This window comes from Catenulispora subtropica (genome assembly GCF_039531675.1).
Taxonomy (GTDB): Bacteria; Actinomycetota; Actinomycetes; order Streptomycetales; family Catenulisporaceae; genus Catenulispora; species Catenulispora subtropica.
In genome coordinates this window covers 1-24,928 of record NZ_BAAAQM010000052.1, presented here as the reverse complement: position 1 = coordinate 24,928, position 24,928 = coordinate 1, and the positions used below count along the sequence as shown (strand labels likewise).

At 72.6% G+C, this 24,928-nt stretch carries 25 protein-coding genes; 17 read left to right on the top strand and 8 right to left on the bottom strand.

Going from position 1 to position 24,928, the window contains the following annotated elements; genetic code table 11:
- Nucleotides 1-634: 634 nt before the first annotated feature.
- From clsA to ABD466_RS33880, 12 genes are all read left to right on the top strand, one after another.
- A complete protein-coding gene (gene clsA / locus ABD466_RS33935; protein ID WP_344661381.1) occupies nt 635-1,234 on the top strand; it encodes a cardiolipin synthase ClsA in 600 nt (199 codons plus the stop codon).
- A gap of 50 nt (nt 1,235-1,284) precedes the next feature.
- A complete protein-coding gene (locus ABD466_RS33930; protein WP_344661331.1) occupies nt 1,285-2,184 on the top strand; it encodes a DUF881 domain-containing protein in 900 nt (299 codons plus the stop codon).
- Nucleotides 2,185-2,257: 73 nt separating this feature from the next.
- Nucleotides 2,258-2,590, top strand: coding sequence for a small basic family protein (locus tag ABD466_RS33925; protein WP_344661330.1), 333 nt, complete (start codon nt 2,258-2,260; stop codon nt 2,588-2,590).
- A 673-nt stretch (nt 2,591-3,263) separates the two neighbouring features.
- A complete protein-coding gene (locus tag ABD466_RS33920) occupies nt 3,264-3,986 on the top strand; it encodes a DUF881 domain-containing protein (RefSeq protein ID WP_344661329.1) in 723 nt (240 codons plus the stop codon).
- Between the two features lie 116 nt (nt 3,987-4,102).
- Entirely contained in the window at nt 4,103-4,483 is a 381-nt protein-coding gene (gcvH, locus tag ABD466_RS33915) for a glycine cleavage system protein GcvH (protein ID WP_344661328.1), read from the top strand.
- Nucleotides 4,484-4,734: 251 nt separating this feature from the next.
- Complete coding sequence (locus ABD466_RS33910) at nt 4,735-5,280, top strand: zinc-ribbon and FHA domain-containing protein (RefSeq protein ID WP_344661327.1); 546 nt, start codon at nt 4,735-4,737, stop codon at nt 5,278-5,280.
- A gap of 65 nt (nt 5,281-5,345) precedes the next feature.
- The gene (locus tag ABD466_RS44560; RefSeq protein WP_425558815.1) at nt 5,346-6,407 is read left to right on the top strand and encodes a MerR family transcriptional regulator; all 1,062 of its coding nucleotides are present in this window, start codon (nt 5,346-5,348) and stop codon (nt 6,405-6,407) included.
- A gap of 10 nt (nt 6,408-6,417) precedes the next feature.
- The gene (locus ABD466_RS33900) at nt 6,418-6,888 is read left to right on the top strand and encodes a bifunctional nuclease family protein (RefSeq protein ID WP_344661326.1); all 471 of its coding nucleotides are present in this window, start codon (nt 6,418-6,420) and stop codon (nt 6,886-6,888) included.
- Between the two features lie 298 nt (nt 6,889-7,186).
- A complete protein-coding gene (locus ABD466_RS33895) occupies nt 7,187-7,837 on the top strand; it encodes a MerR family transcriptional regulator (RefSeq protein WP_344661325.1) in 651 nt (216 codons plus the stop codon).
- Between the two features lie 78 nt (nt 7,838-7,915).
- A complete protein-coding gene (locus tag ABD466_RS33890) occupies nt 7,916-8,614 on the top strand; it encodes a SanA/YdcF family protein (protein WP_344661324.1) in 699 nt (232 codons plus the stop codon).
- A gap of 17 nt (nt 8,615-8,631) precedes the next feature.
- Entirely contained in the window at nt 8,632-9,687 is a 1,056-nt protein-coding gene (gene rsgA / locus ABD466_RS33885; RefSeq protein ID WP_344661323.1) for a ribosome small subunit-dependent GTPase A, read from the top strand.
- A 39-nt stretch (nt 9,688-9,726) separates the two neighbouring features.
- Nucleotides 9,727-10,077 (top strand): VOC family protein, encoded by a 351-nt coding sequence (locus ABD466_RS33880; protein WP_344661322.1) that lies wholly within the window; start codon nt 9,727-9,729, stop codon nt 10,075-10,077.
- Nucleotides 10,078-10,137: 60 nt separating this feature from the next.
- Here the strand turns inward: ABD466_RS33880 and ABD466_RS33875 are convergent, their stop codons facing one another.
- Nucleotides 10,138-10,644, bottom strand: a complete 507-nt coding sequence (locus ABD466_RS33875) for a low molecular weight protein-tyrosine-phosphatase (RefSeq protein ID WP_344661321.1) — start codon at nt 10,642-10,644, stop codon at nt 10,138-10,140.
- 98 nt (nt 10,645-10,742) lie between these two features.
- Here ABD466_RS33875 and dprE2 point away from each other — a divergent pair, with 98 nt between their 5' ends.
- On the top strand, nt 10,743-11,516 hold the full coding sequence (gene dprE2, locus ABD466_RS33870) for a decaprenylphospho-beta-D-erythro-pentofuranosid-2-ulose 2-reductase (RefSeq protein WP_344661320.1): 774 nt from the start codon (nt 10,743-10,745) through the stop codon (nt 11,514-11,516).
- A 27-nt stretch (nt 11,517-11,543) separates the two neighbouring features.
- Here dprE2 and ABD466_RS33865 read toward each other — a convergent pair whose 3' ends face one another.
- A complete protein-coding gene (locus ABD466_RS33865; RefSeq protein ID WP_344661319.1) occupies nt 11,544-12,572 on the bottom strand; it encodes a sigma-70 family RNA polymerase sigma factor in 1,029 nt (342 codons plus the stop codon).
- Between the two features lie 127 nt (nt 12,573-12,699).
- Here ABD466_RS33865 and ABD466_RS33860 point away from each other — a divergent pair, with 127 nt between their 5' ends.
- The gene (locus ABD466_RS33860) at nt 12,700-14,181 is read left to right on the top strand and encodes an MFS transporter (RefSeq protein ID WP_344661318.1); all 1,482 of its coding nucleotides are present in this window, start codon (nt 12,700-12,702) and stop codon (nt 14,179-14,181) included.
- Between the two features lie 198 nt (nt 14,182-14,379).
- On the opposite strand, the gene ABD466_RS33855 is transcribed toward ABD466_RS33860, so the two are convergent.
- The 6 genes from ABD466_RS33855 to eccCa form a co-directional block, all read right to left on the bottom strand.
- A complete protein-coding gene (locus ABD466_RS33855) occupies nt 14,380-15,438 on the bottom strand; it encodes a hypothetical protein (protein WP_344661317.1) in 1,059 nt (352 codons plus the stop codon).
- Nucleotides 15,439-15,477: 39 nt separating this feature from the next.
- Nucleotides 15,478-16,830, bottom strand: a complete 1,353-nt coding sequence (locus ABD466_RS33850) for a PPE domain-containing protein (RefSeq protein WP_344661316.1) — start codon at nt 16,828-16,830, stop codon at nt 15,478-15,480.
- Nucleotides 16,827-17,465 carry a WXG100 family type VII secretion target gene (locus ABD466_RS33845; RefSeq protein ID WP_344661315.1) on the bottom strand — a complete coding sequence of 213 codons (639 nt, stop codon included), beginning with the start codon at nt 17,463-17,465 and terminating at the stop codon, nt 16,827-16,829. Before ABD466_RS33845 ends, ABD466_RS33850 begins: the two co-directional genes overlap by 4 nt.
- Nucleotides 17,466-17,600: 135 nt before the next feature.
- Nucleotides 17,601-17,903, bottom strand: coding sequence for a WXG100 family type VII secretion target (locus ABD466_RS33840; RefSeq protein ID WP_344661314.1), 303 nt, complete (start codon nt 17,901-17,903; stop codon nt 17,601-17,603).
- A gap of 44 nt (nt 17,904-17,947) precedes the next feature.
- Nucleotides 17,948-18,298 carry a WXG100 family type VII secretion target gene (locus tag ABD466_RS33835; RefSeq protein ID WP_344661313.1) on the bottom strand — a complete coding sequence of 117 codons (351 nt, stop codon included), beginning with the start codon at nt 18,296-18,298 and terminating at the stop codon, nt 17,948-17,950.
- Between the two features lie 263 nt (nt 18,299-18,561).
- Nucleotides 18,562-22,527 (bottom strand): type VII secretion protein EccCa, encoded by a 3,966-nt coding sequence (eccCa, locus tag ABD466_RS33830; RefSeq protein ID WP_344661312.1) that lies wholly within the window; start codon nt 22,525-22,527, stop codon nt 18,562-18,564.
- A gap of 245 nt (nt 22,528-22,772) precedes the next feature.
- On the opposite strand from eccCa, the gene ABD466_RS33825 reads away from it, so the two are divergent.
- The 3 genes from ABD466_RS33825 to ABD466_RS33815 all read left to right on the top strand — a co-directional run.
- Complete coding sequence (locus tag ABD466_RS33825; RefSeq protein WP_344661311.1) at nt 22,773-23,981, top strand: hypothetical protein; 1,209 nt, start codon at nt 22,773-22,775, stop codon at nt 23,979-23,981.
- 20 nt (nt 23,982-24,001) lie between these two features.
- A complete protein-coding gene (locus ABD466_RS33820; protein WP_344661310.1) occupies nt 24,002-24,331 on the top strand; it encodes a YbaB/EbfC family nucleoid-associated protein in 330 nt (109 codons plus the stop codon).
- Nucleotide 24,332: 1 nt separating this feature from the next.
- Nucleotides 24,333-24,928 (top strand): EsaB/YukD family protein (locus tag ABD466_RS33815; RefSeq protein ID WP_344661309.1); only part of this gene is annotated, 596 nt, incomplete at its 3' end.

The window sequence follows — 24,928 nt, the reverse complement described above, 5'->3', positions numbered from 1 at the left end:
GGGCGCAAGGATCGCGTGGGGGGTGTGAGGTTGTACACGACCGGGGGGAGTCGTGGCGGGCGGCGCCGGCGAGGACACCGTCCGTAAAGCTGAGCGCTCCACCCGCGCTGCCGGATCACCTGGGGGGAGAGGGAGACAGGGCGCGGGTGGAGCGGTTTCGTACTCGGCGACACCGTGCGGGCTGGTGCGGTGGGTCGGCCGGTCCTGCATCACAGAGGCTACCGCTTGGACACGCTGAGTTGATGATCATGGGCCAGTTCTTGAACCAGACTTTGCCCTTTCTTGGTGAAACCGCCCCGGACCCGCGCCGACGCCGTGGCCAGGGGTGCTGATCGCCTATGGTTCTCTCGTGAAACGAGGCAGGGCGGGCGGTTACGACGACGGCTACGGCGAGGAGCCCTACGACGAGTCGTACCGGGACTACGGGTACGACGACGGGTACCGGTCGCCGGACGACGACGCCACCGTCGACGTGCGCTCCCTCGGCTACGACGGCCACGACGGCGACGGTTACGACGGCGACGGCTACAACGGCGGCGGTGACGCCTACAACGGCGACGGCTATGACGACGGCGAGTACGACGAGGACTACGAGGCGTACGACGACGGTCACTCCGACGACGCCGAGGAGGAGCTGCCGGTCTCCAACCGCATCTTCACCATCCCGAACCTCATCAGCCTCGCCCGCCTGGCCGGCGTTCCCGTGTTCCTCGGCCTGATCCTGTCGCCCTACTACGGCGGCCCCAAGTACGACGTGTGGGCCCTGGTGATCCTGGCGCTGTCCGGGTTCTCGGACTGGCTGGACGGCAAGCTGGCCCGGCGCTGGAACCAGATGAGCAAGTTCGGCGCGATGATCGACCCGCTGGCCGACCGCCTCTACATCCTGGCCACGCTGGTCGGGCTGACGATAAGGCACATCATCCCGCTGTGGCTGCCGGTGGTGCTGGTCGGCCGGGACGTGGCGATGCTGCTGTTCATCACCCCCCGGCTGCGCAAGGCCGGCTACGGCGTGGCGCTGCCGGTGCACTTCCTCGGCAAGGCCGCGACCTTCAACCTGCTGTACGCCTTCCCGCTGCTGCTGCTCGGGCAGATCGGCGAGAAGCACAGCCACCTGACCGACATCGGCAACATCTTCGGCTGGGCCTTCGTCGGCTGGGGCACCGCGCTGTACCTGCTGGCCGGAGCCATGTACTTCGTGCAGGCCCGGCAGGTGACGCGCGGCACGGGCCGGTGACGGCCCGGTCAACGGGCGACCGCGGCTGAGGACATGCCAGGATGACCTCCATGCCCACGCCGCCCCGCACGCCGAACGGGTCCCCGACCAGGACTCCGGACGGCCGGCGCCGCGACGCCTCCATGTCGCTGCTCACCGGTCTGCTCAGCGAGACGCTGGATCCCGGCTACGCTGAGGCCGCCGCGCGCCGCGAGGCCCGCGGGGAGAGCTCGGAGCACGGGCACTGGACCAAGCGGATGTCGCCGACGGTGCTGCTGGGCGTGGCCGCGATCGCGCTGGTGCTGGTGATCGCCGCGATCCAGACCCACCGCCAGGCGCCGCAGGTGGAGCGGGAGCGCAAGCAGCTGATCTCCCGGGTGCAGGACGTGGAGCGCAAGAACTCCGTCGACGAGGACCAGATCTCCATGGTGCGGGCCCAGCTGCAGGCCGCGCAGGCCGCGGCGCTGGGGCCGTCCACCGAGCAGGGCAAGGCGTTCGCGGCGATGTCGGTGTCGACCGGCGCGGTGCCGGTGACCGGGCCGGGGCTGGAGGTCGTGCTCGGCGACGCCACCGGCTCCGCCAACCCCTCCGGGGGTGACGTGCGGCAGCAGGGCGGCGGCGACCTGAGCCGGGTGCAGGACGTGGATCTGCAGCACGCGGTGAACGGGCTGTGGTACTCCGGTGCGGAGGCGATCGCCATCAACGGCCAGCGGCTGACCGCGCTGTCCGCGATCCGCACCGCGGGCTCGGCGATCCTGGTCGACTTCCGCCCACTGTCGCCGCCGTACACGCTGCAGGCGATCGGCGACCCGAAGTCGATGGCGGCGAAGTTCGCGAACAGCACCGAGGGCAAGTACCTCTTCGGGCTGAAGTCCCAGTGGGGCATCCGCTTCGACACCGGTACCAAGGACCATCTGGCGCTGCCCGCGGCCTCCCAGCTGACTGTCAACGATGCGGTGCCGGTGCCTTGAGGACCCCCGAGGGTTCGGTACGGTGGCCCCAGCAGTTTTCCGAACCGGGCTACGAGATGATCTGGAGGGCGTCGTGATCGCGGCGATCGGACTGGTGATCGGCGTGATCGCGGGGCTGGTGTTCCATCCCACCGTCCCGGACGGACTGGCCCCCTACCTGCCGATCGCGGTGGTGGCGGCCCTGGACGCGGTCTTCGGCGGCGTGCGCGCCCTGCTCGACGGCATCTTCGACGACAAGGTCTTCGTGGTCTCCTTCGTCGCCAACGTGGTGGTGGCCGCCCTCATCGTGTTCCTGGGCGACCAGCTCGGCGTGGGCTCGCAGCTGACCACCGGCGTCGTGGTCGTGCTCGGTATCCGCATCTTCTCCAACGCCGCGGCCATCCGCCGCCACATCTTCCACGCCTGAGAAGGAGCGTTCGGTGCAGACGCGGCCGGGAAGCGGGGCTGAGCCGGAGAAGGAGCCGGGGGAGGGCGAGGAACGGGATCCGTTCACGCCGAAGGTGCGGCCGGAGGGTGAGGCGGATCCTGAGCCGGAGCCCGGGGAGCGGGAGGATCAGGCCGCGCAGGAGTCTGCGGATCCTGAGCCGGTCGCTTCCGATGAGCCTGCTGACGAGGAGTCTTCCGGCGAAGAGCCTTCCGGGGGAGAGCCTTCCGGCGAGGCAGAGGAAGAAGCTCCTGTCGCCGCCGCGGATGAGGCTGAGGAAGCCGAGGAAGCCGAGGAAGAAGAGCCCGCGCCTCGCCGCCGCTCCGAGCCGAGCGGTGAGGGGGACGGAGGCCAGGAGCCTCCCCGCCGCCGCTCCGAGCCGAGCGAGCAGCCCGCCTCCGAGGAGCCCCCGCGCCGTCGTACTCCGGCCGGGCCGCCCCCCAAGCGCCGTGTCGGGCCGCCGCCGCCCGGGGAGCCGCGGCGTGCCTCCGGCCGTCCGCCGGCCGCGCACGCCTCGTCGGAGCCGGGTCCGCGCCGTCGTCCGCAGTCCGGGCCGGCCGCTCATGCCGCGGACTCCCCTCGGCACCGCCCGGGGGCCGAGTCCCGGCGTCCGGGGCCGCACCCCGCCCCGCAGGCCTCCCCTCCCGCCGATCCCGTGTCCCTCGGCCGCAAGCGCTTGTTCGCCGCCCTGTGGCCGCCGCGGATGTCGCGTAACCAGGTGGTCGTCGGCGTCCTGCTGGCCGCGTTCGGGGCCGCGCTGGCCATCCAGGTGCACGCCACCAACACCTCCGACCAGTTCCTGCGCGCCGCGCGCAGCGACGACCTGGTGCACATCCTCGACGACGTCACCGCGCGCGGGCAGCGGCTGGACGCCGAGCTGCGCGACCTGCAGACGCAGAACGCGGCGATCCAGAACAGCGCCGACAAGGCGCAGGCGGCGCTGGCGCAGGCCCAGCAGAAGGCGAAGGACCTGCAGATCCTGGCCGGGACGGTCAAGGCCAAGGGGCCGGGGATCACCATGACCATCGCCGATCCGCAGGCCCAGCTGAAGTCCGCGACGCTGCTCAACGCGCTGGAGGAGCTGCGGGCCGCCGGGGCCGAGGTGATCCAGATCGGGGACGTGCGGGTGGTGGTGTCCTCGGCGTTCGTCGACACCCCGGACGGCGGGATCGCCCTGGACGGGCACAACCTCACCCAGCCCTACGTCTACAAGGTGATCGGCGACCCCAACACGCTGCAGCCGGCCATGCAGATCCCCGGCGGTGTGGTGGCCAGCGTGCGGTCGGTGCCGGGGGCCTCGGCGACGATCACGCCGGGCCAGGTGCTGGTGGACGCCGTCGCGCCGCAGCCGTACCCGGAGTACGCGAAGGCGGGCTGACCGGGCCCGGTGCGCCGCGGTGCCGTCCATGGTCCAGAATATGACCGCGGGCCCGCCGGTCCGTGGCGGCCGCCGCGCCGCCGACCACCCTCGAGGAAAGGGCGGCAAGGAAGCCGATGACCCCCGAAGAGCTGAAGTACACCGCCGAGCACGAGTGGGTCCGCTCCGGCGACGCCGACAGCGTCCGCGTCGGGATCACCGACTACGCCCAGGAGGCGCTGGGCGACATCGTCTTCGTGCAGCTGCCCGAGGTCGGGTCGCGGATCACCGCCGGCGAGCCGTGCGGCGAGCTGGAGTCCACCAAGAGCGTCAGCGACCTGTTCGCCCCGCTCACCGGCACCGTCACCGCCGTGAACTCGGCCCTGGACGGCCAGCCCGACCTGGTGAACTCCGACCCCTACGGCGAGGGCTGGATCTTCGACGTGGAGCCGGACGACGTCTCCGAGGTGGACGCCCTGCTGGACAGCAAGGGCTACGAGGCCACGCTCGAGGGCTGAGCCGACGCGCCCAGCCGAGCCTGAGGTCCGGGACCGGAACGTCCGGTCCCGGACTTCGTTTTCGAGGGCTGAGACGACGTAGGGTGGACACGGCGGCGTGTCGGGACGGCGCCGCGCGCCGAGGTGGCGACGGGAATCCGCACCGGGTACTCGGCGCGTTCCGGTTGACCTCGACGAGAAGCGCCCCATAAGTTGCGACCAACGCAGGCGGCTGCCACCGCCCGCACCGAATCACCCGGGAGGCCCACGACATGCCGTTCTGCACCAGGTGCGGGAACGCCAACCAAGCGGGGAGCCGCTTCTGCTCGCACTGCGGCACCGCCTTGGCCGAGCCCCCGCTGCCGGGTGACCCCCTGGCCGCCGAGGGGGCCGCGGAGCGGACCTCGACCATGTCCCTGTCCGGCGTCGACCTGGCGGAGGCCGACCAGGCCGCGGTCGGGGAGGACACCGAGCGGATCGGCGGGCTGGGCCCGGCCGACCGCGAGGCGCTGGCCGCGCTCCCGGCCGGCTCGGCGCTGCTGGTGGTGCGCCGCGGCCCGAACGCCGGCAGCCGCTTCCTGCTCGACGCGGACGTCACCACGGTGGGCCGCAGCCCGGACTCCGACATCTTCCTGGACGACGTCACCGTCTCCCGCCGCCACGCCGAGTTCGTGCGCAGCGCGCAGGGCTTCCTGGTGCGCGACGTGGGCAGCCTGAACGGCACCTACGTCGACCGCAACCTGATCCAGGAGGCGCTGCTGCGCGACGGCGTCGAGGTGCAGGTCGGCAAGTACCGCCTGGTGTTCCACGCCGGCTGAGCGGCAGCCGGGACCCGATACCGACGTTCGACCGGGGGGCCGGCAGGAGAGGCAGGCTGACCCGCGTGTCCGGCGAGGCGCTCACCATCGGCGAAGTCATCGGCCGGCTGGCCGCCGACTTCCCGGACTTGACCGTGTCCAAGATCCGCTACCTGGAGAGCGGCGGCCTGATCAGCCCTGAGCGCACCCCGGCCGGCTACCGGCGGTTCAGCGAGCAGGACGTCGAGAAGCTGCGCTGGGTGCTGGCCGCCCAGCGGGACCAGTACCTGCCGCTGAAGGTCATCCGGCAGCACCTGGCGGCCGACGGCCCGCGGGCGGCCGCGGAGGACCCCGGGGGGATCGTGGCGGCCCTGACGTCGGCCGCCGGGCTCGGGATAGGGGATCCGGACGAGCCGGGCCACGGTGCGGGCCACGGCCACGGCCAGGCCCCTCGTCGGGGCCGGAGCCAGGACCAGGGCCAGGACCAGGGCCAGGGCCCCGACACTCCGGCACCGTCCGAGCTGCCCCCGGTCTCCACCCTGACCCCGCCCCTGCCGCCGATCCCGCAGCCCCGCGCCCGCGCGGCCACCGTCGCCGACCCCGAGTTCTTCGAGAGCGGAGCCACCGACGTCGGCGAACTGCACCTCGGCCGCGAGGGCCTGGCCCGCACCGCCGGCGTGCCCGGCTCGTTCGTGGCCGACCTGGTCTCCTTCGGCCTGCTGCCGCAAGCCGAGGCCTACGGCGGCGACGCGGTGTTCGTCGTCCGCGCGGCCCACGCGCTCAGCGAGTTCGGGCTCGAACCCCGGCATCTGCGTCCTCTGCTGACCGGCGCGCGCAACGCCGCCGGGCTGCTGGAGGGTTTGCTGCCGGCCAGGCGGCACGACGGCGTGGCCACGGCGGGCCGCCAGGCCGCCGCCTCCCGGGCCGCCGCCCGTTCGGCGGAAGCCTGTGCGGCGGCCGTCAGGCTCTACGCGGCGCTGCTCCGCGCGGAACTTTCGAGTTCGCCCGCTCCGGCCGTGACCACGCCTGTTCCGGCGTCATTCATCGATTCAGCGGCGCGTGGCGCCTCCTCCACGGGCGGTGGTGGGAGACGGGCGGGCGAATCTTCCCGCAACCCCGGAATGCCCGGCGGGCCCGCCGCGCGATAGGGTGGACATCGTGAACGAACTCGACGTCGTCGGCGTCCGCGTCGAGATGCCGTCCAACCAGACGATCGTCCTGCTGCGCGAAGTGAGCGGCGAGCGGTACCTGCCGATCTGGATCGGGGCCAACGAGGCCTCGGCGATCGCGCTGGCCCAGCAGGGCGTCACTCCGCCGCGCCCGCTGACCCACGACCTGTTCCGCGACGTGCTGGCCGCCTTCGGCCGCCAGCTGGTCGAGGTCCGGATCACCGCGATGCGCGACATGGTCTTCTACGCCGAACTGGTCTTCGACGGCGGCCTGCAGGTCAGCGCCCGGCCCTCGGACGCCATCGCGCTGGCGCTGCGGACCGGGGCCACCATCTACGGGGCCGAGGAGGTGCTCGCCGAGAGCAGCATCCTGATCCCGGACGAGCAGGAGGACGAGGTGGAAGTGGAACGCTTCCGCGAATTCCTCGACCAGGTCTCGCCGGAGGACTTCGGCGCCTGACCGGCCGCCGGGGGGACCACGCGCCGGCCGTTCGCCGGGTGGACCGCGGGTGGACCGCGTCCCGATCGTCCGATTCGCGAAGACACGCCCGATGCCTCCCGGGCGATGTCGTTGACCGGCCCCCGGTGCCGCGCATACGGTCGAAGACAGCTAACAGGTGGGGTTTGCGGAGGCTGATCCACGTCAAGGAATCCGTGCGACAGATCTTTTCGGACGACGGCAGCTCTTCGGTCGAGGACGGGTCACGACGGATCGGCGCGGGTCCTTCACCGGGCTCTTCAAGCGGAAGGCCAAGCACATGAGCGGGACGGGCGCTGCGGGCGGGAGCGGGTTCCCGCGCGCGGTCGGACCGGGGGACCTGCCGGCCGGAGCCGCGCGGCACGAGGACGCCCCGCTGATCGGCTACCGCGGGCCCACGGCCTGCGCCGCGGCCGGGATCACGTACCGCCAGCTGGACTACTGGGCCCGCACCGGCCTGGTCGAGCCGTCGATCCGGTCCGCGGCCGGCTCCGGGTCGCAGCGGCTCTACAGCTTCCGCGACATCATCGCGCTGAAGATCGTCAAACGGCTGCTGGACACCGGCGTGTCGCTGCAGAACATCCGGATCGCGGTCGGCTACCTGCGCGCCCGCGGTGAGGCCGACCTGGCCGGCGTCACCCTGATGAGCGACGGCGCCAGCGTCTACGAGTGCACCTCCCCGACCGAGGTCTTCGACCTGGTGCAGGGCGGCCAGGGTGTGTTCGGCATCGCGGTGGACGCGGTGTGCCGCGAGGTCGAGGGCACGCTGCGGCAGTTCCCGGGCGTCGGCGACGGCGACCTCGGCGCGGGCTCCGGCGCGGGCACCGGCACCGGCACCGGGGCCGCGACCGCCGGCGGCGACGCCTCCGGGGCGGCCTCCGAGGGCATGGTCGACGAACTGGCCCGGCGCCGCCGGATAAGGGCGGTCTGAGGCCCGGCGCGCCCTCGCCGACCGGCCCGATCGAAGATCCATGCGCAACCGCCCCCGCCCCCTGCGCGTCTTCCCAACGTGAGCACTCCCTCGTCCCGGGCACGCAGGGCCCAGCGCCGGCTGTACCAGGCGGCCTGCCTCATGGTGCTGCTGTTCTTCGCCCCGGTGACCGCGGTGCACGCATATTCGTCCTCCTACCAGCGCACCGCGGCCACCGTGCCCTACGAGCCGGTCGCCGTCGTGTTCGGGGCCGCCGAGCACGGCGGATACCCCACGCCGTACCTCGCCCGCCGCCTGGACGTCGCGCTCGACCTGTACCGGCGCGGCAAGGTGACGGTGATCCTGGCCACCGGCGCGACCGCGCCGGGCTACGACGAGCCGACGGCCATGCGCGCGTACCTGATGGACCACGGGGTGCCCGCGTCGCGGATCGTGCGGGACTTCGCCGGACTGGACACCTGGGAGTCCTGCGTACGGGCCAAGAAGATCTTCGGCGTCGAGCACGCGACCCTGGTCACCCAGGACTTCCACCTGCCGCGGGCGCTGATGCTGTGCCACTCCGCCGGGATCGACGCCTACGGCGTGGCGGACACCGACCCCGGCACGGCCGGGGAGGCCGAACTCCTGCACGACTCCGGGCGCGAGGTGCTCGCCGGCTTCAAGGCGCTGGGGCAGGCGGTGTTCCAGCCGGACCCGCGCTTCCTCGGCAAGCACGAGACCGGCGTCGCCGACGCGCTGGCCGCGGCCGGAAAACCGGCTGAACGGACGCGCGGTTAGTCGTTAGCCTCACCGTCATGACCACGACTGCTGATCCGCTGGCCGACTACGGCTGGGACGAGGGCCGCGAGGCCGAGGACGACCTCACCGCGCTCCGGGAGGCCGGGCTCGTGCCCGGGCGGGTGGCGCGGGTGGACCTCGGGGCGTGCGACGTGGTGGTCGCCGACGGACCCGGCGTGCGCGCCCTCCGCACCGACGCCCTGCCCGGCGTCTGCACCGGCGACTGGGTCATGGTCGACCCACACGGCTCCCCGCGGCCGACCCAGGCGCAGCTGCTGCCGCGCCGCACGGCGATCGTGCGCGGCGCGGCCGACGGCGGCTCCCAGGGCCAGGTGCTGGCCGCCAACATCGACACCGTCCTGATCGCGGCGTCGCTCGCCGCCGAGATCGACCTGGCGCGCATCGAGCGCTACCTGACGCTGGCCTGGGACAGCGGCGCGCACCCGGTGGTCGTCCTGACCAAGGCGGACGTGGCGTACGACCCGGAGGTCCAGGCCGCGGTGCAGGCCACCGCACCGGGCGCGACCGTGCTCACCGTGTCCGTGGTGACCGGCGAGGGGCTGGACCCGCTCCGCGCGCTCACCGCCGGCGCCACCACCGCGCTGATCGGGCCCTCCGGCGTCGGCAAGTCCTCCCTGACCAACGCGCTGACCGGCGGCGAGGCCATGGCGGTCGGTGAGACGCGCGAGGCGGACGAGAAGGGCCGGCACACCACGACCACCCGCCAGCTCATCCCGCTGCCCGGCGGCGGCGTGCTGATCGACACCCCCGGCCTGCGGGGCGTCGCCCTGTCCGGCGCCGAGGACGGGCTCTCGCAGACCTTCTCGGACATCGAGGAGCTGGCCGGGGACTGCCGCTTCAACGACTGCTCGCACGAGGCCGAGCCGGGCTGCGCGGTGCTGGCCGCGGTCGAGGCCGGCGACCTGCCCGAACGGCGCCTGGCCAGCTACCGCAAGCTGCTGCGGGAGAACGAGTGGATGGCGTCGCGCAGCGACGCGCGGCTGGCCGCCGAACGGACCAAGGTGTGGAAGACACGTTCGAAGGAGGCGCGGGCGAACGGGATCCGGCCCTGAGCGGATGCCGCGCGTCCGGCTCCGGGCTAGCGTCGGGGCATGATGAACGGCACGCACGCGATCCTCTACAGCACCGACGCCGAGGCCGACCGCGCGTTCCTCCGGGACGTGCTCGGCCTCCCGAACGTGGACGCCGGGGGCGGCTGGCTGATCTTCCAACTGCCGCCGGCCGAGCTCGGCGTGCACCCCACCGAGGGCGCGTCGACGACCGAGCTCTACCTGATGTGCGACGACCTCGACGCGACCCTGGCCGGGCTCGCCGCGAAGGGCGTGCGGCCGGTGGGGGAGCGGGTGGAGGCACGGTGGGGCGTGCGGGCGTACGTGGCGCTGCCCAGCGGGGCCAGGCTGGGGCTGTACGAGGCCCGGCACCCGGTCGCCCGGGACCTGTAGCCCCGGTGCGGCCACGGCGGCCGCACCGGCGTCTCAGGGCCTCGAGACGCCCCGCGGCCCTCAGGCCGCCGTCTCCCTCAGACCGAGCCGGATCACGGCGAGCATCCCCGGCACCGCCCGCTCGATCAGGTCCATGACGTGCTCGAAGGCCTCGTCGTCCTCGTAGTAGGGGTCCGGCACGTCCAGATCCGGCCCGGCCGAGGGGTCGAACGACCGCAGCAACCGGATCTTGTCCCGGTCGCGCTCGTCGCGGGCCAGCGCCCGCAGGTCCCGCAGATGGCCGTCGTCCAGCGCGACCACGAGGTCGTAGTCGTCGAACCACCCGCGGTGGAACTTCCGCGCCGAGTGGTCCGACGTGAAGCCGTGACGCCGCAGCGTCCGCACCGTCCGGTGGTCCGCCGGGTCCCCGGCGTGCCAGCCCCCTGTGCCGGAACTGTCGACCACGGCGAGCAGGCCCTCGTCCTCCACATACTTGCGCAGGACGTGCTCGGCCATGGGCGAGCGGCAGATGTTGCCGGTGCACACGAAGGTGACCCGGTACGGGCGGCGCGGGCGAGACTCGGACATGTGATCGATTCTCTCGCGAGGGTGGGCACAGCGCGGAATCGCCTGGTCAACACCCCCGCCACGGCGGTGCGGCGAGCACCCGCGGGAACCTGGCAGACTTGGCCGCCGTGAAACCGGGTGCGAGAACCGAAGGCGCGCAGGGCGCCGTGCTGCTGCTCGGCGGGCGCAGCGAGATCGGGCTGAAGGTGGCCGAGCGGCTGGCGGCGGGCCGCACGGTGGTGCTGGCCGCGCGCCGCAGCGACGACCTGGCCGACGAGGCGGCGCGGCTCCGCGCGGCCGGCGCCGTCGCCGTGCCCCGCGTCGAGTTCGACGCCGACGAGGTCGCCGCCCATCCCGAGCTGCTGGCCGGGATCGTCGACGAGCACGGCCCGATCGGCGTCGTCGTGGTCGCCTTCGGCATCCTCGGCGACCAGACGCGCGCCGAACAGGACCCGGCGCACGCCGTCGCCGTCGTCCACACCGACTACGTCGCCCAGATCAGCGTCCTGACGACACTGGCCACCCTGCTGCGCGCCCAGGGCAGCGGCGACCTGGTAGTCTTCTCCTCCGTGGCGGGCCTGCGCGTCCGCAAGGCCAACTACGTCTACGGCTCCGCCAAAGCCGGCCTCGACGGCTTCGCCAGCGGCCTCGGCGACGCCCTCCACGGCACCGGCGTCCACCTCCTGCTGGTCCGCTCCGGCTTCGTCGTCGGCCGCATGACGGAGGGGATGACCCCCGCGCCCTTCTCCAGCACCCCCGACCAGGTCGCCGACGCCGTCGTCAAGGCTCTGCGCAAGCGCCGCATCCGGGTGTGGGTCCCCGCCGCGCTCCGCCCCGCGTACTTCGTGGCACGGCTGCTGCCGCAGGCGGTGTGGCGGAAGATGCCGCGCTGAGGGGACGCAGGGGCCGTACTGAGGGCCCTACGCCTTCAGCTCCGTCGGCAACCCCGCCATCGCCACCAGCCCCGGCGTCCGGAACGCCGACACCTTCGCGATCCGGTCGCCCCGGAACGTGATCACCTGCAGCGACTCCGCCGCGAGCCGGCCCTCGTCCGCGCCGGTCCCGGCCGCGTAGACCGCGAACGCGGGCTGGCCGTTCACCACGGTCGGCACCATGCGGCGATAGCGGCGGTGCAGGCGGCGCAGCCGGTGTCCCAGCAGGCGGCGCAGCATGTCGGCGCCCTGGAACCACATCGGCTGCGGCGGCATCTCCCAGATCGCGTCGTCGGTCAGCAGCTCCATCAGCGCGTCGACGTCCGCGTCCACGAACGCGCGGGCCCAGCGGTCCAGGACCGCGCGCTGCTCGGCCTCGCTCGGCTCCGCCACCTCGTCGGCGTCCGGGGCCACCGCTGCAAGCCGGGCGCGGGCCCGCTTCAGCAGGCTGGCGACCGCCGTCGCCGACAAGCCCAGCAGATCCGCGGTCTCCGCCGCGCGCCAGCCCAGCACGTCGCGCAGGATCAGCACCGCACGCTGCCGCGGCGGCAGGTACTGCAACGCCGCGACCAGGGCCAGGCGCAGGCCGGCGCGCGCCGCCACCACCGAGGCCGGGTCCGCGGCCGCCGCGTCGACCGTGATCAGCCCGTCGGGAAGCGGCTGGAGCCACACGACCTCCCGGGGGATCGCGCTCAGATCGCCCTCGGGCTCGGTCCCCGGCGCGCCCAGCCCGGTCGGCAGCGGCCGCCGCGCGCGGTGCTCCAGCGCCGTCAGGCAGGCGTTGGTGGCGATGCGGTACAACCAGGTCCGCAGCGAGGCACGCCCCTCGAAGCCCTCATACGACCGCCACGCGCGCAGATACGTCTCCTGGACCAGGTCCTCGGCGTCGTGGACGGAACCCAGCATCCGGTAACAGTGGGCGAGGATCTCCGGGCGGAAGGGATCGGCGAGGCGGACGAAGTCGTCCTCGACCCGCATCTCGCTGCCCGCCGTCGCTTCGTTGTCCAGGATGGTCATCTTCTTGCTCTCTCCGGCGCCTCAAGGGTGGCACGGATGTGCCCTCGGGAGTACCGACTCGGCCCGGCCCGGAAAGTGGGCGCGGTCCCGGCGACCATTTCCGGCGGCGCGCGCGGTCACCATCGGCATGAGTACCGCCACGGCTCCGAAGCCGTCGACGCAGCCACCCGCGAAGCCGCCGATGACCGTCGCGCAACGCTGGGTCCTGACCCTCACCTCGCTGGCCGCTTTCATGATCGCCCTCGACGGCACGATCGTGACCACGGCCCTGACCACCATCAAGAAGTCCCTCCACTCCTCCGTCGAGACTCTCGAGTGGACGATCAGCGCCTACATCCTCACCTTCGCCGTCCTCATGCTCACCGGCGCCGCCCTCGGTGACCGTTTCGGCCGCCGCAAAGTCTTCGTCGGCGGCCTGATCGTCTTCACCGCCGCCTCCGCCGCCTGCGGCCTGTCCACCACGATCGCCGAGCTGATCACCGCCCGCGCTGTCCAGGGCGCGGGCGCCGCCGTCATCATGCCGCTGGCGGTGGCCCAGCTCGGCGCCGCCTTCCCGCCCGAGGCGCGGGGCCGCGCCCTGGGCCTGTCGGCCGGCGTCATCGGCCTGGCCACGGCCGGCGGTCCGTTCGTGGGCGGCGTCGTCGCCCAGGGCCTGGCCTGGCAGTGGCTGTTCTGGGTCAACGTCCCGGTGGGGCTGCTGGTCATCCTCGGCGTCGTGTTCTTCATGACCGAGACCCACGGTCCCCAGGCCCGCCTGGACCTGGTCGGCGTCGTCCTCACCACCGGCGGTGTCCTCGGCCTGGTCTGGGCCCTGGTCCGGGGCAACGACGTGGGCTGGACCGCTCCGGAGACACTGGGCTCGGTCGGCGGCGGCGTCGTGCTGGCGGCCGTCTTCGTGCTCTGGGAACGAAGGATCGCCGCCCCGATGGTCCCCATGCGCTTCTTCGGCGACCGCGCCTTCTCGGCGGCCAACTTCGCCAGCTTCACCCTGACCGCGGGCATGTACGGCCTGCTGTTCTTCCTCGCGCAGTACTACCAGCAGGTTCTGCACTACGGGCCGTTCGGCGCCGGCACCCGCATGATGCCGTTCACGGCCACGCTGCTGGTCTTCGGCCCGTTGTCCGGCCGCCTTTCCGAGCGTTTCGGCGAGCGCTTCCTCACCACGTGCGGCCTGGCTCTGACCGCCGCGGGCCTGGCCGCGATAGCCCTGCAGACCGGCCCGGACACCTCCTACCCGGCGCTGGTCCCGGCCCTGGTGGTGACCGGCACCGGGATCTCCACGGCCATCCCACAGGTGCAGAAGGCGGTGGTGGGCGCGGTCCGGCCGCAGGAGATCGGCCAGGCGTCAGGCGTGTTCAGCATGCTGCGCCAGTTCGGCGCCCTGTTCGGCACCGCGGTCTCGGTCGCCGTCTTCGCGGCCTCGGGCAGCTACGCGAACGTGAAGACGTTCTCGGACGGCTTCACCACCGCGATGGGCGTCGGCGCCGGGATCGCCGGGGCCGGGGCGCTGGCGGCACTGCTGCTGCCGGCGCGGTGCGCGGCGGCGGCGGGCCCGGCCTCCCCGCCGGCCGCCCGTCCGCAGGCGGTCGCCGCCACCACCGCCGAGTGAGAAAGGACGACCGAGCACAAAGGACGCCCGAGCACAAAGGACGCCCGAGCACAAAGGACGCCCGAGTACAAAGGACGCCCGAGCACAGCGGACGACCGCGACCTTCCCGGACGCACCCGGATCGGTCGCGGTCATCCGCGGCGTCGCGGCCCGTCCCGCGACGCCACCCGCACTGGGCGGCGACAGCGGTCAGCCCCCTTACTGCCCGCCGCCCGGCGCGGAGGCGCCCTGCGAGATGGTGTTGAACAGCGTCTGCTCGCGGTCATAGCGCTGGGTCAGGCCGTTGCCGTAGCGGTGCCACCAGGTGTCGGTGTGGCCGCCCTGGTGCGTGGTGGTGTTGCCGTAGACGGTCTGGTCGTAGTTGATCCGCGCGTCGTGGAACTGCTGCTGGAACTGCTCCGGCGTCAGCTGCTGCAGCGCGGCCATGTTGTCCGGGCTCACCGAGCGCGCCGAGCTCTGGATCTGCCCGGTCACCATCGAGTTCAGGATGGCCCGGGTGCCGCCGGTGCCGCGCATGTGGGCGCTGGAGGCGATGGCGGCCCGGATGCCGGGGTCGCTGAAGTCCCCGGCGCCGGCCTGGTCCGCGTGCCGGGTGAGCAGCCGGGCGACGACCGCGTGCTCCTCCGGGCTGCCCTGGCCGTACTGGGCCCGCGCGGCCATGATCTCGTCGTAGCCGTTGTGCGAGCTCTGCCGGAAGCCGTAGACCTCGTCCACGCCGCCCTGCTCGCCGTGTGCGCCCTCGCTGGCCATCACCGAGTTCACCACCCGGTCGTCGATCAGCGGGTCCTGCCCGGTCTGCGGGTGCGCCGCCGGCGTGGCGGCCGGCGCGGCGGGATGCGTCTGGGCCGGCTGCGCCGGATCCGCGGCCTGCGCGGTGTGCAGCACCCCGGACGGCGTGGTCGACCCCGGCGTCTGCTCCTTGCCGTTCATCCCCAGGGCCTTGAACACCTTCTCGATGTCGGTGTCAAGCTGCTGGTAGTCCTTCAGCACGGTCTCCACCGCGCCGCCGAGCGTCTCGACGAACGACACCACCTTGCCCAGCCCGGTGACCAGCTGGCCGTGCAGACTGTCGCTGGCCGACCCGACGCCCGCGCCGATCTGGGCGAAGGCGAGCACGTCCAGCACCACGGTCTCGACCGCGCCGACCACGCCGCGGCCGGCGCCGGTCACGGCCCGGAACTCGCCCAGCGCCGCCTCGATCCCGGCCGTGACGACCTGGAACTCCGAGTCGGTGCCGGTGCTCGGTATCTTCGCCATGCTCGTTCCCTTCAGAGCTGGATAGGACGGAATCGGGTACTACAGGTCGCCGCCGATGAGACCGGGGGAGACCGGCGAGCTCGCGCCCCACACGTCCTCGGTCTCCACCAGCCACGGCGGGATCCGGCGGTTGCTCCCGTCGCCCATCCCGGCGCCGGCCATGCCGCTCATCGGCATCATCGGCATCATCCCGCCGCGCCCGGCGGCGGCCGCCGCGGCCGTGCCCATGGCGCCGCCGGCGAAGTCGTTCACCGCCGAGGTCTCGGCCATCGCCAGGTTCTTCGCCGCGTCCGCCGCGGCCTTGGCCGCCCCGGGGTCGACCCCGGTCGCGCCGGGCCCGCCGCCGATGCCGCCGCCGATCCCGCCGGAGCCGCCCAGCTTGCCGAGCTTGCCGGCCAGGAACCGGGAGCCGAGCACACCGGCGGTGTCCGCCGCGGCGTGCTGGTCCGCCTTGTTCTTGTCGTCGTTCTTCTTGGCGTTGGGATCGGTCGTGGACGCCAGGCTCAGCCCGTTCGAGACCGGCTGCAGCGGCGCCATGGTCCGGGCTGAGGCCGACCCCACGAACTTCCCGGCCGCGGCCGCCGCGGCGGCGGCCATCCCGACCGTGAACATGTCCCCGAACAGCGGGTTGTCCGCCGTCTGGTTCGCCCCGCCGGGCTGCGTCTGTCCGGGGAACAAGGCGGTGGTCCCCGGCGCGCTGAGCAGGACCCCACCGCCGTTCGGCAGCGTCGGGATCGCCGGCCCGATCGAACCGCCGGCCGGCGCGGGCCCGGCCGGTGTGGCCGGTGCGGCGTCCGGTGCCGGCGGGAACCGGTTCTGCGCCACCACGTAGCTGCTGGCCAGCGTCTTCATCACGGTCACGGCCTGCGCGTGCGCGGCCGAGGCCGAGGCCATCGCGTCCTGCTGCGCGGTGACCGCGGCCACCGCCTTGGCCTGCTCGGTCTGCATCTGGGCCGCCACCGGCGCCGGTGTGGCGGCGTCGATCGGCAGCGGCTGGGTGGCCAGCGCCAGGGTCGCGGGCGACACCGTCGGGATGTCCACCGGCGCCGGCATCGCGGCGCGCGCCTTGTTCAGCGAGTCGACCGCGTCATACGTCAGGTCCCGCATCTGCAGCGAGGTGTCCGCCACCTTGCGGATGCCGGCGATCAGGTCGGTGACCATCCGCTTGTACTCGTCGGAGGCGGTCCCGCGCCACTCCCCGTCGAAGTTCCGGAGCCTGCCCTCCAGGTTCGAGGCCTGCTCGTGCAGCATCTTGCCGGTGGCGTCCCACGTCTGCGCGGTGTTGACGCCGGTGGCCGGGTCGCTCTCGTAGAGCATGTGCGTGAGCTGCGCCAGGCTGTACTGCGAGAAGTCGGTGGAGTGGCCGGGGGAGCCGGGCTTGGGCACGGTCACGCACCTCCCTGCGGGATGCCTTGGAAGTAGTCGGTCCAGGACGGGTCGGGGCCGGGATCCGGCGCCGGCGGCGGCGTCCACACCGGCAGCGGCCCACCCGCGACGTCCCCGGTCACCAGATGGGAGACCGACACGCTCGAGACGTCGGTGACCGGCGGCGCGGTCATCGGCGAACCGGACAGCGGAGCACCCGGATCCGGCGCGCCGGGATCCGGGAACACGATCTGGGTGGGCGTCACCTGCGTGTTCTGCCAGGGCTGGCTGTGCCCCGGATGGCCGTTGCCCTCATGGTGGCCCGACCCCAGGGGCGGCGCACCGCCCAGCGCCGAGGAGACGGCGTCGTCGGCGCGCTGGTAACCCTCGGCCACGGTGCCGGTGACGGTCCCGGCGAACGCGATCGCCTGTTTCACCTGGCCGAGCAGGCTGTACATCTCCTCGATCGCCGCCTGCTCCCCGGCCCCGAGCGACCACGCCTCCGCGAACGCCCCGTACTGCGGCGGGGTGGCGGACATGGCGGCCAGATGGTCCATCGGCGCCTGGATGCTCTCGATCTGCGTCGTGAACTCGGCGGCGAAGTCGGTCAGCGACTTCAGGTGAATGGAGAAGGACTGTTCGGGCGTGGGCTGGTCGGGCATCGCTCACAGCTCCTGTACGGGTCGGGGCTTGGACCAAAGTGCGGCCGGAGCGGTCGCCGGAGCCGTGGGCACGGCCGGCGGGAGGGGGGTTCCCGCCGGTCGGGGGGGACGCGCCGTGCCCGACGGCGGTCCGCGTCAGGCGAAGTAGCTCGTGTTCTGCTGCTCGAGCGCGTACTGCAGGTCGTGGGCCTCGGACACCTTCGCCGAGAACTGGTTGATCGTCGCCACGATGTCGGCCGTGGCGGCCCGCAGCTTCGTCTCCGCCGTGTCCGCGGCCACACCGGCCGACGAACCCGACTCCACCCACGTCTGCTTCAGCGGCTGCAGACTCCGCAGCAGCTCCTCCAGGTGCGCGGTCAGGGCGGCGGCCTTGGTGGACAGCGTCCCCGCACTGGTCTGCAAAGCGCCGAAATTGACGCTGATCTGGTCGGCGGTCATGCTCGGGTTCCCTTCTCGAAGTCTGTCAGTCCGGAGCGGAGGTCTCAGATGCCGCCGAGGCGCGACAGCACGCTGCTGTTGGCACCCGCGTTCCCGGCCAGCGTCCGCAACGTGTCGTGCACCTGCGTGTCACCCGACCCGTAGTTCTGGAAGCTCTTGTTCACGAGATCCGACATGACGTCGATCTCCCGCGACGCGACCGTCATCTGCTCCTGCAGCTCCGTGTGCAGGTTCCAGAAGGCGATGGCCTGGTTGCCCTGGTACTGAGCCAGCGTCGACGTCAGCTCGCTCTCCAGGTCGTTCATGGTCTTCTTCGCGTTCGCCGCGCACTCCTGAAAGCCCTGGATCGCCTGCGCCATCGCAGCGGCATCACTCAGGAAACCGGGACCGGCCACGTGGGCCACCTCCTTCTGTCTGGGAAACCCGCGCTGGGGACTCGCCGGAGCAGGTCTCCGGCTCATAGCGGATACGTTAGGGATTCCGTGCACCTCCACCACACGGCACAACTGCCGGTCGGGGCGACGGCAGAAGTACCCACGTGCGCGCCACTTCTCATCAGGGGTCTGACGCCCAGCGCGGATCCGCGGCCAGGGGGCGGACGAGCGGTGACCGGACGGTGACCGGACGGCGGCCGCGAGGTTTCGCGACCACGCCGTCCCTAATGCGCCGGCGGCGTCCAAGCCACCTGCGCCTGCACCGGCACAGCCCGCCGATGTACCAGCACTCCCCGCCCCGCCGGCTGCGGACCCGGCTTCACCGTCCCCAGCAGCGCCCCCTCGTCCTTGCTGCCCGACATGACGAGCCCTGGTGACCCCAGCTCCCGCAACCGTTGCAGCACCGGCTCGAACAACCCGCGACCGGCACCGCCGCTGCCCCGCGCGATCACCAGGTGCAACCCGATGTCACGCGCCTGCGCCAGGTAATCCAGCAACGGAGCCAGCGGGTTGCGCCCCGGAACGGCCACGAGCTCGTAATCGTCCACGATCACGAACAGCTCGGGCCCCTTCCACCAACTCCGCTCCCTCAGCTGCTCCGGGGTGACATCCGGCCCGGGCAGCCGTCGCCGCATCGCCTCGGCGCAGTCGTTGACCAGCTCCACCACCGCCGGCTCGCTGCCGGCGTATCCCAACAGGTGGTCACCGGTCACCGCGTCCAGCAACGCCCGCCGGTAGTCGACGATCGCGATCGCGGCCTGCTCCGGGGTGTAGTCCGCCATGATGCCGGCGGCGATCGTCCGAAGCAGCCCGCTCTTCCCACTCTCCACGTCGCCGAACGCGATGAAGTGCGGGTCGGCGTCGAAGTCCGCGAACACCGGCTGCAGATCGGCTTCCGACAGCCCGAACGGTACCGCCCGACCGGTGGCCCGCGGCTCCGTCAGCAAAGCCCTGACCTCGGCCGCAGAGACCTCCTGCGGCAGCATCCGCACCTGCGGGGCGGCAGCGCCGGGCCAGGCGGCGGTGATCTTCGCGACCAGATCGGCCGTACCGGCGCCCAGCGTCTCCGCGCTGGTACCGCCGTCGATCCGGGGGAGCGCCCCGAGGAAGTGGAGCTTGTCCGGCGTCAGGCCCCGCCCGGGCGCGTTGGAAGGCACGTTCGCCGCCACCCGCCGATCCACCAGGGACTCGCCCGGATCACCCAACCGCAGCTCCAGCCGCGTCCCGATGGTGTCCCGCAACGCCGGTCGAACGGTCATGACCCGGTTGGTGGTGATCACGACGTGGATGCCGAAGCCCAAGCCGCGCGCGGCCAGCGCCGTGATCGGCTCCTCCAGCTGCTCGTACTCCTGCCGCAGCGTCGTCCAGTCGTCGACGACGAGGAACACGTCGCCGAACGCCCGGCCGTCGGCGGCCGACGCGGCGAGTTCCGCGCGCCGCGCGCGGAACGCCGCCGCCGAGTCGACACCCGCCTTGGCGTACAACTGCTCCCGCTCGGCCAGCAACGTCGTGAGCTCGCCGACGATCCGCCGCACCCGCTCCCCGTCACGCCGCGTGGCATAGCCGCTGACATGCGGCAGCCCGGCGACCGAGCCGAGCGCGCCGCCACCGGTGTCCAGCATGAGGAACTGGACTTCCTCCGGCGTGTGGGTGAGCGCCAGCACACTGATCAGGGTCCTGACCAATGTGCTCTTCCCGCTCTGCGGACCGCCGATCACCATCACATGTCCCGCAGCGCCCGACAGATCCGTCCACAACAAGTCACGCCGCTGCTCGAAGGGCTTGTCGACGAGCGCCGACGGCACCGTCAACCGCCCCAGCCCGCCCCACCCGACCGGGCAGAGCCCCCGCGCGCCGTCAACGCCCAGCGGCGGCAGAATCGCCTCCAGGCTCACCGGCTCGTCCAACGGCGGCAGCCAGATCTGGTGAGCGGCCGGACCGGCCCCCACCAGCCGGGCCACCATCGCATCCATGATGCTCGGCCCCGCTCCGGCTCCCGCCGCCGGCGTCAGCAGCTCCGCCGGATCCGGCTCCGCCTCGACCGGCGGCGCCGCCGCGTCGATCACCGGCGACAGCGTGAACGGCAGGATCCTCGTGTGAGCCCCACCGCCCGACGACCGTCCCCGCGTCGGCATCGGCCCGGACACGTACGCGGCCTTGAACCGCAGCAACGTCTCCGTATCCGTCTTCAGATACGCCGACCCCGGCACCGACGGCAGCTGGTAGGCGTCCGGCACCCCCAGCACCGCCCGGCTCTCCGCGGCCGAGAACGTCCGCAGTCCGATCCGATACGACAGGTGCGCGTCCAGTCCACGCAGCCGCCCCTCCTCCAACCGCTGCGACGCCAGCAACAGGTGGATCGCCAGCGACCGTCCCAGCCGCCCGATCATCACGAACAGATCGATCAGCTCCGGCCGGTTCGACAACAGCTCACTGAACTCGTCGATGATCACCAACAGCGCCGGCAGCGGCGTCAGATCGGCACCGCGCTCCCGCGCCCGCTCGTAGTCCCGCACCGACGCGTAGTTCCCCGCCGCCCGCAGCATCTCCTGCCGCCGCAGCACCTCACCGTTGATCGCGTCAGCCATCCGGTCGACCAGGGTCAGCTCTTCCGACAGGTTCGTGATCACCGCACAGACATGCGGCAGCCCCGACATCCCCGCGAACGTGGCACCACCCTTGAAGTCCACCAGCGCCAGGTTCAACGTCTCCGACGAATGAGTGGCCACCAGACCGGCGACCAACGTCCGCAGCAGCTCGCTCTTCCCGGACCCGGTCGCCCCGATCACCAGCCCGTGCGGGCCCATCCCGTCCTCGGCCGCCTCCTTCAGGTCCAACGCCAGCGGCCGGCCCTCGGGATCCATCCCGATCGGGATCCGCAGCCGGTCCCGCGGAGCGCGCGGCAACCACGTCCGCGCCGGATCCAGCTGCTCCGGGTCCCCGATCCCCAGCAGATCCGGCAACCCGAAACTCGCGGCCATCGGCGAGGCGGCCGCCGTGGGCGCCCCCTGATACGCCCCGGCCAGCCGCCGCGCCAACGCCTCTGCCGTCGCCGGGTCCATCGCGTCCGGATGCCCCAGGAACTCCAGATGCCGATCCTTGCCCTCGCCCACGACGAGGCCCATCCGCTCCCCGACCACGTGCAGCCGCCCCTGATGCGGCCGCGCGATCGGCGAAGGCTCGGGCCCCACCAACTCCAGCACCGTCACGCCATGCCGCCCGGACGCGGGCGCCAATGCCGTGTCCCCGGCCGTGCGCCCGCCATCCACGATCACCAGGATGTGCGCGTCCTCATACCCCGCCGCGCGGCCGCCCCCGAACGCCGGCCGCCGGCTCATGTCCTCGTCCAGCAGCTCCCCGAGCCGCTCCAGGTTGTCCGCGACCAACCGCGCCGACCCCACCGCGTCCTGGACTCCCGGCGCGGCCTGCGCGTGCGGCAACCACTTCAGCCACTCCCACTCGCCCCGCCGGTGGTCCTCCACGCACAACGCCACCCGCAGATCCTCAGGCGCGTGAAACGTCACCAACTGCCCGATCAGCGCCCGCACCAACGGCATGGCCGCCTCGCGGTCCCCGCTCAGCGCCACCGATCCGAACGACCGCAACGACAACGCCACCGGCAGGTCCGGCACCGTCATGTACGTCCGGATGAACTGCCGCAGCGCCGCCGACGACACCGGGTCCAGGTCCTCCAACGGCGCCGTCTGCGGCGCCCGCAACGGTGTCGCCAGCCGCTGCGGTCCCCGCCCCACGCGCGCGTGCCCGAAGTCGTCGTCGGTCCGCCGCCGCTCCCAGTGCCGCCCCTGTGCCACCCGCAGCCACAGGTCCGTCGGCTCCGGCCGCGCGATCGACAACGCCGTCCGCTGCGCCGCCGCCACCTCCCGCACCTGCTGCCGCAGCCCGCCCAGATACCGGTGGTAGTCCCGCCGCTCGTTGTTGATCTGCGCCTTCTTCTGCGCGCCGCCCCGGGTCACCGACATCAGGATCATGCCGATCATGGTGCTGCCGTAGAGCGCGGCGAAGACGTACGTCATCGCCCCGCCCTTGTCACCCATGTAGAAGAACGACATCGCCCCCATGCCGAGCATCATCGGGAGCATGAACATCAGCTGGTTGAGACTCTGCCCGGAGCCCTTGGCCAGCACCGGCGGCGCCTGCAACTGGATCTCCGCGCCCGGCAGCCCGGGCACGCCGGATCCGCCGCTTCCACCCCCACCCCTCCGAGCAGCGTCGCGGGGCGGGGTCAGGGTCGTCGGCAACACCGCTGCTATCTCCTAGAGGTCACGCCACTCCGATGCGGGCTTAATTTACGACGGCCCCCATCTCGCACAGGTGGGTACTTTTGCCGTCTGGCCACTGCCCGCCCCGCTTTAGCCTGAAGCCTGATCATCGAAGACTCTTGCCACCCACCCACTCACAGGCAGGCGGTGCCGACATGTTCGTGATACCGAACTCCAGCGCAATGGACGCCACCGCGTACGGCGGCGGCCCGGGCACGTTCGTGTCCCAGATCGCCACCGGCTCGCCGGAGAAGATCGCGCAGCTCGTGGAGCAGCGGCTCAAGCAGGCCGAGCAGTTCCTGAAGCTGATCGAGCAGGCGCGCTCGGCGGTGCAGACCCTGGACAAGGCGTGGTCGGGGCATGCCGGGGAGACCGCGGTGAAGAAGTTCACCGACACCCTGGAGTCCTTCGAGAAGATCGTGAAGGTCATCGAGGCCACCTCGCAGCTGCTCGGCGTCTCCGGCACCTTGGTGAAGGCCGCGCAGACCGCCTACACCTCGGTCGTCTCCGCGGTGAACCCCGTGGTGGCGTCGCTGGCCTCCAACTGGTGGACCTACTGGGCCGCGGTGTCGCTGTCCACCTCGGCCAGCGCCGGCCTGCGGGCCTTCATCGAGGGCATCGAGGCGCTGCTGAACGCGCTCGGCGGCGGCCAGCTGGCCCAGGAGATCGCGGCGCTGGTGACGATCATCCAGGACGTGGAGAAGCTGATCGGCAGCGGCTCGCACGGCACCAGCGTCCCGCCCTCCGGCGCCTTCAACCGCCCCACCACCGACGGCCTGTCGCAGAACGCGCTGCACGCCCCGCCGCAGATCGCCAGCGCCACCGGTCAGCAGGTGGCGGCCAACGGCGGCTACGACCCGTCGGTCGCGGCCACGCTCGGCCAGTACTCGCACCCGAACACCGCCGCGACCGCCGGCGGCGCGTACCCGACGGGCACGCCGGGCAGCGACCCGTACAACAACGCCGCCCCGCAGGTTCCCTACACCGGCGGCAGCTCGGCGGCGTCGCAGTACCCGAACACCACGGTGCCGAACGTGGGCCAGTACCCGAACCTCGGCCAGACCACGACCGCGGGCAACGTCGACTCCAGCGGCTTCGTCGCGGTCGACCCGCCGCTGCGCGGCTCCGACATCCCGGTCACCGCCCAGCCGATCCCGGCGCCCGCCCCCGCCCCGGCCGCGCCCGCCGCGCCGCCCGCCCCCGCGGCTCCGGCCACTCCGCCCGGCGATATCACGGTCACCACTACTTACGACGGCGTCAGCACCACCGTCACAATGCCGGTCGGAACGCAGACGGATGTCACTCTCGTCGACCCCAAGAATGGCAGTACGGTGACCGAGCACATTATGGCGAGCGCCTCCTGAAAACCTATTAGGCGGAGTGAATGGAAAGCATCGACATAGCGACCAACGTGGACGCGCTCATGGAGCGCATCCGCGGCCAGCAGGCGAACATCGAGCGCATCCAGCGCGAGCTGGAGGCGACCGAGGTCCTGGGCACCAGCCGGGACGACGAGGTGCGGGTCACGGTGCGCGGCAACGGCCACGTGGTCGGCGTCGACATCGACGCCGACGCCCATCGCCGCAACGACGCGCACGAGCTCGGCGAGCTGGTCAAGGAGGCGGTCAACGACGCGCTGCGCAAGGTCGCCGAGGCCGGCAGCGCACGCTTCCAGCCGGTGATCGAGGCCGCCGCGCCCGGCGCGGGGGCCTGAGATGGCGGGAGCGCACGGCGGCCTGACCCAGGCCGGGCAGCTCGGCGTCCCCGGCCTGTTCGGCGGGTCCGCGACGCCCGGCGGTCAGCCCGGCTCGCCCGGCCAGGCCCCGGACCCGTCCGCCCCCAGCCGCATGACCTGGGCCCGCCGCGCGACCGTCGTCAGCCCCCGCGCCCGCGTGGACGTGGCGCTGCCGGTCCAGAGCACCGTCGCCGAGCTGGTCCCGGAGCTGGTCCGCCTCTCCGACGCGCAGCGGCACGCCGGCCCCGGCCACGCCGGCTGGGTGCTGACCCGCCTCGGCGGCGCGCCGCTGCCGCCGGACCTGACGGTGGCCGCCGCCGGCCTGCGCGACGGCGACGTGCTCTACCTCGTGCCGCGCGAGCGCCAGGGCGCGCCGATGCTGTTCGACGACGTCGTCGACGCCATCGCCAGCGCCTCGGAGAACTCCGACGGCGCCTGGCGGCCGGCGGTCGCGCACCGCGTCGGCGCGGCCGGCGGCGCCCTGGCCCTGGCCGGGGCCACCGCGCTGCTGTTCGCGCTGCTCTCGGGCCAGGCCGCGGCCCCCCTGGCCACCGGCGCCGCGCTGCTGGCGCTGCT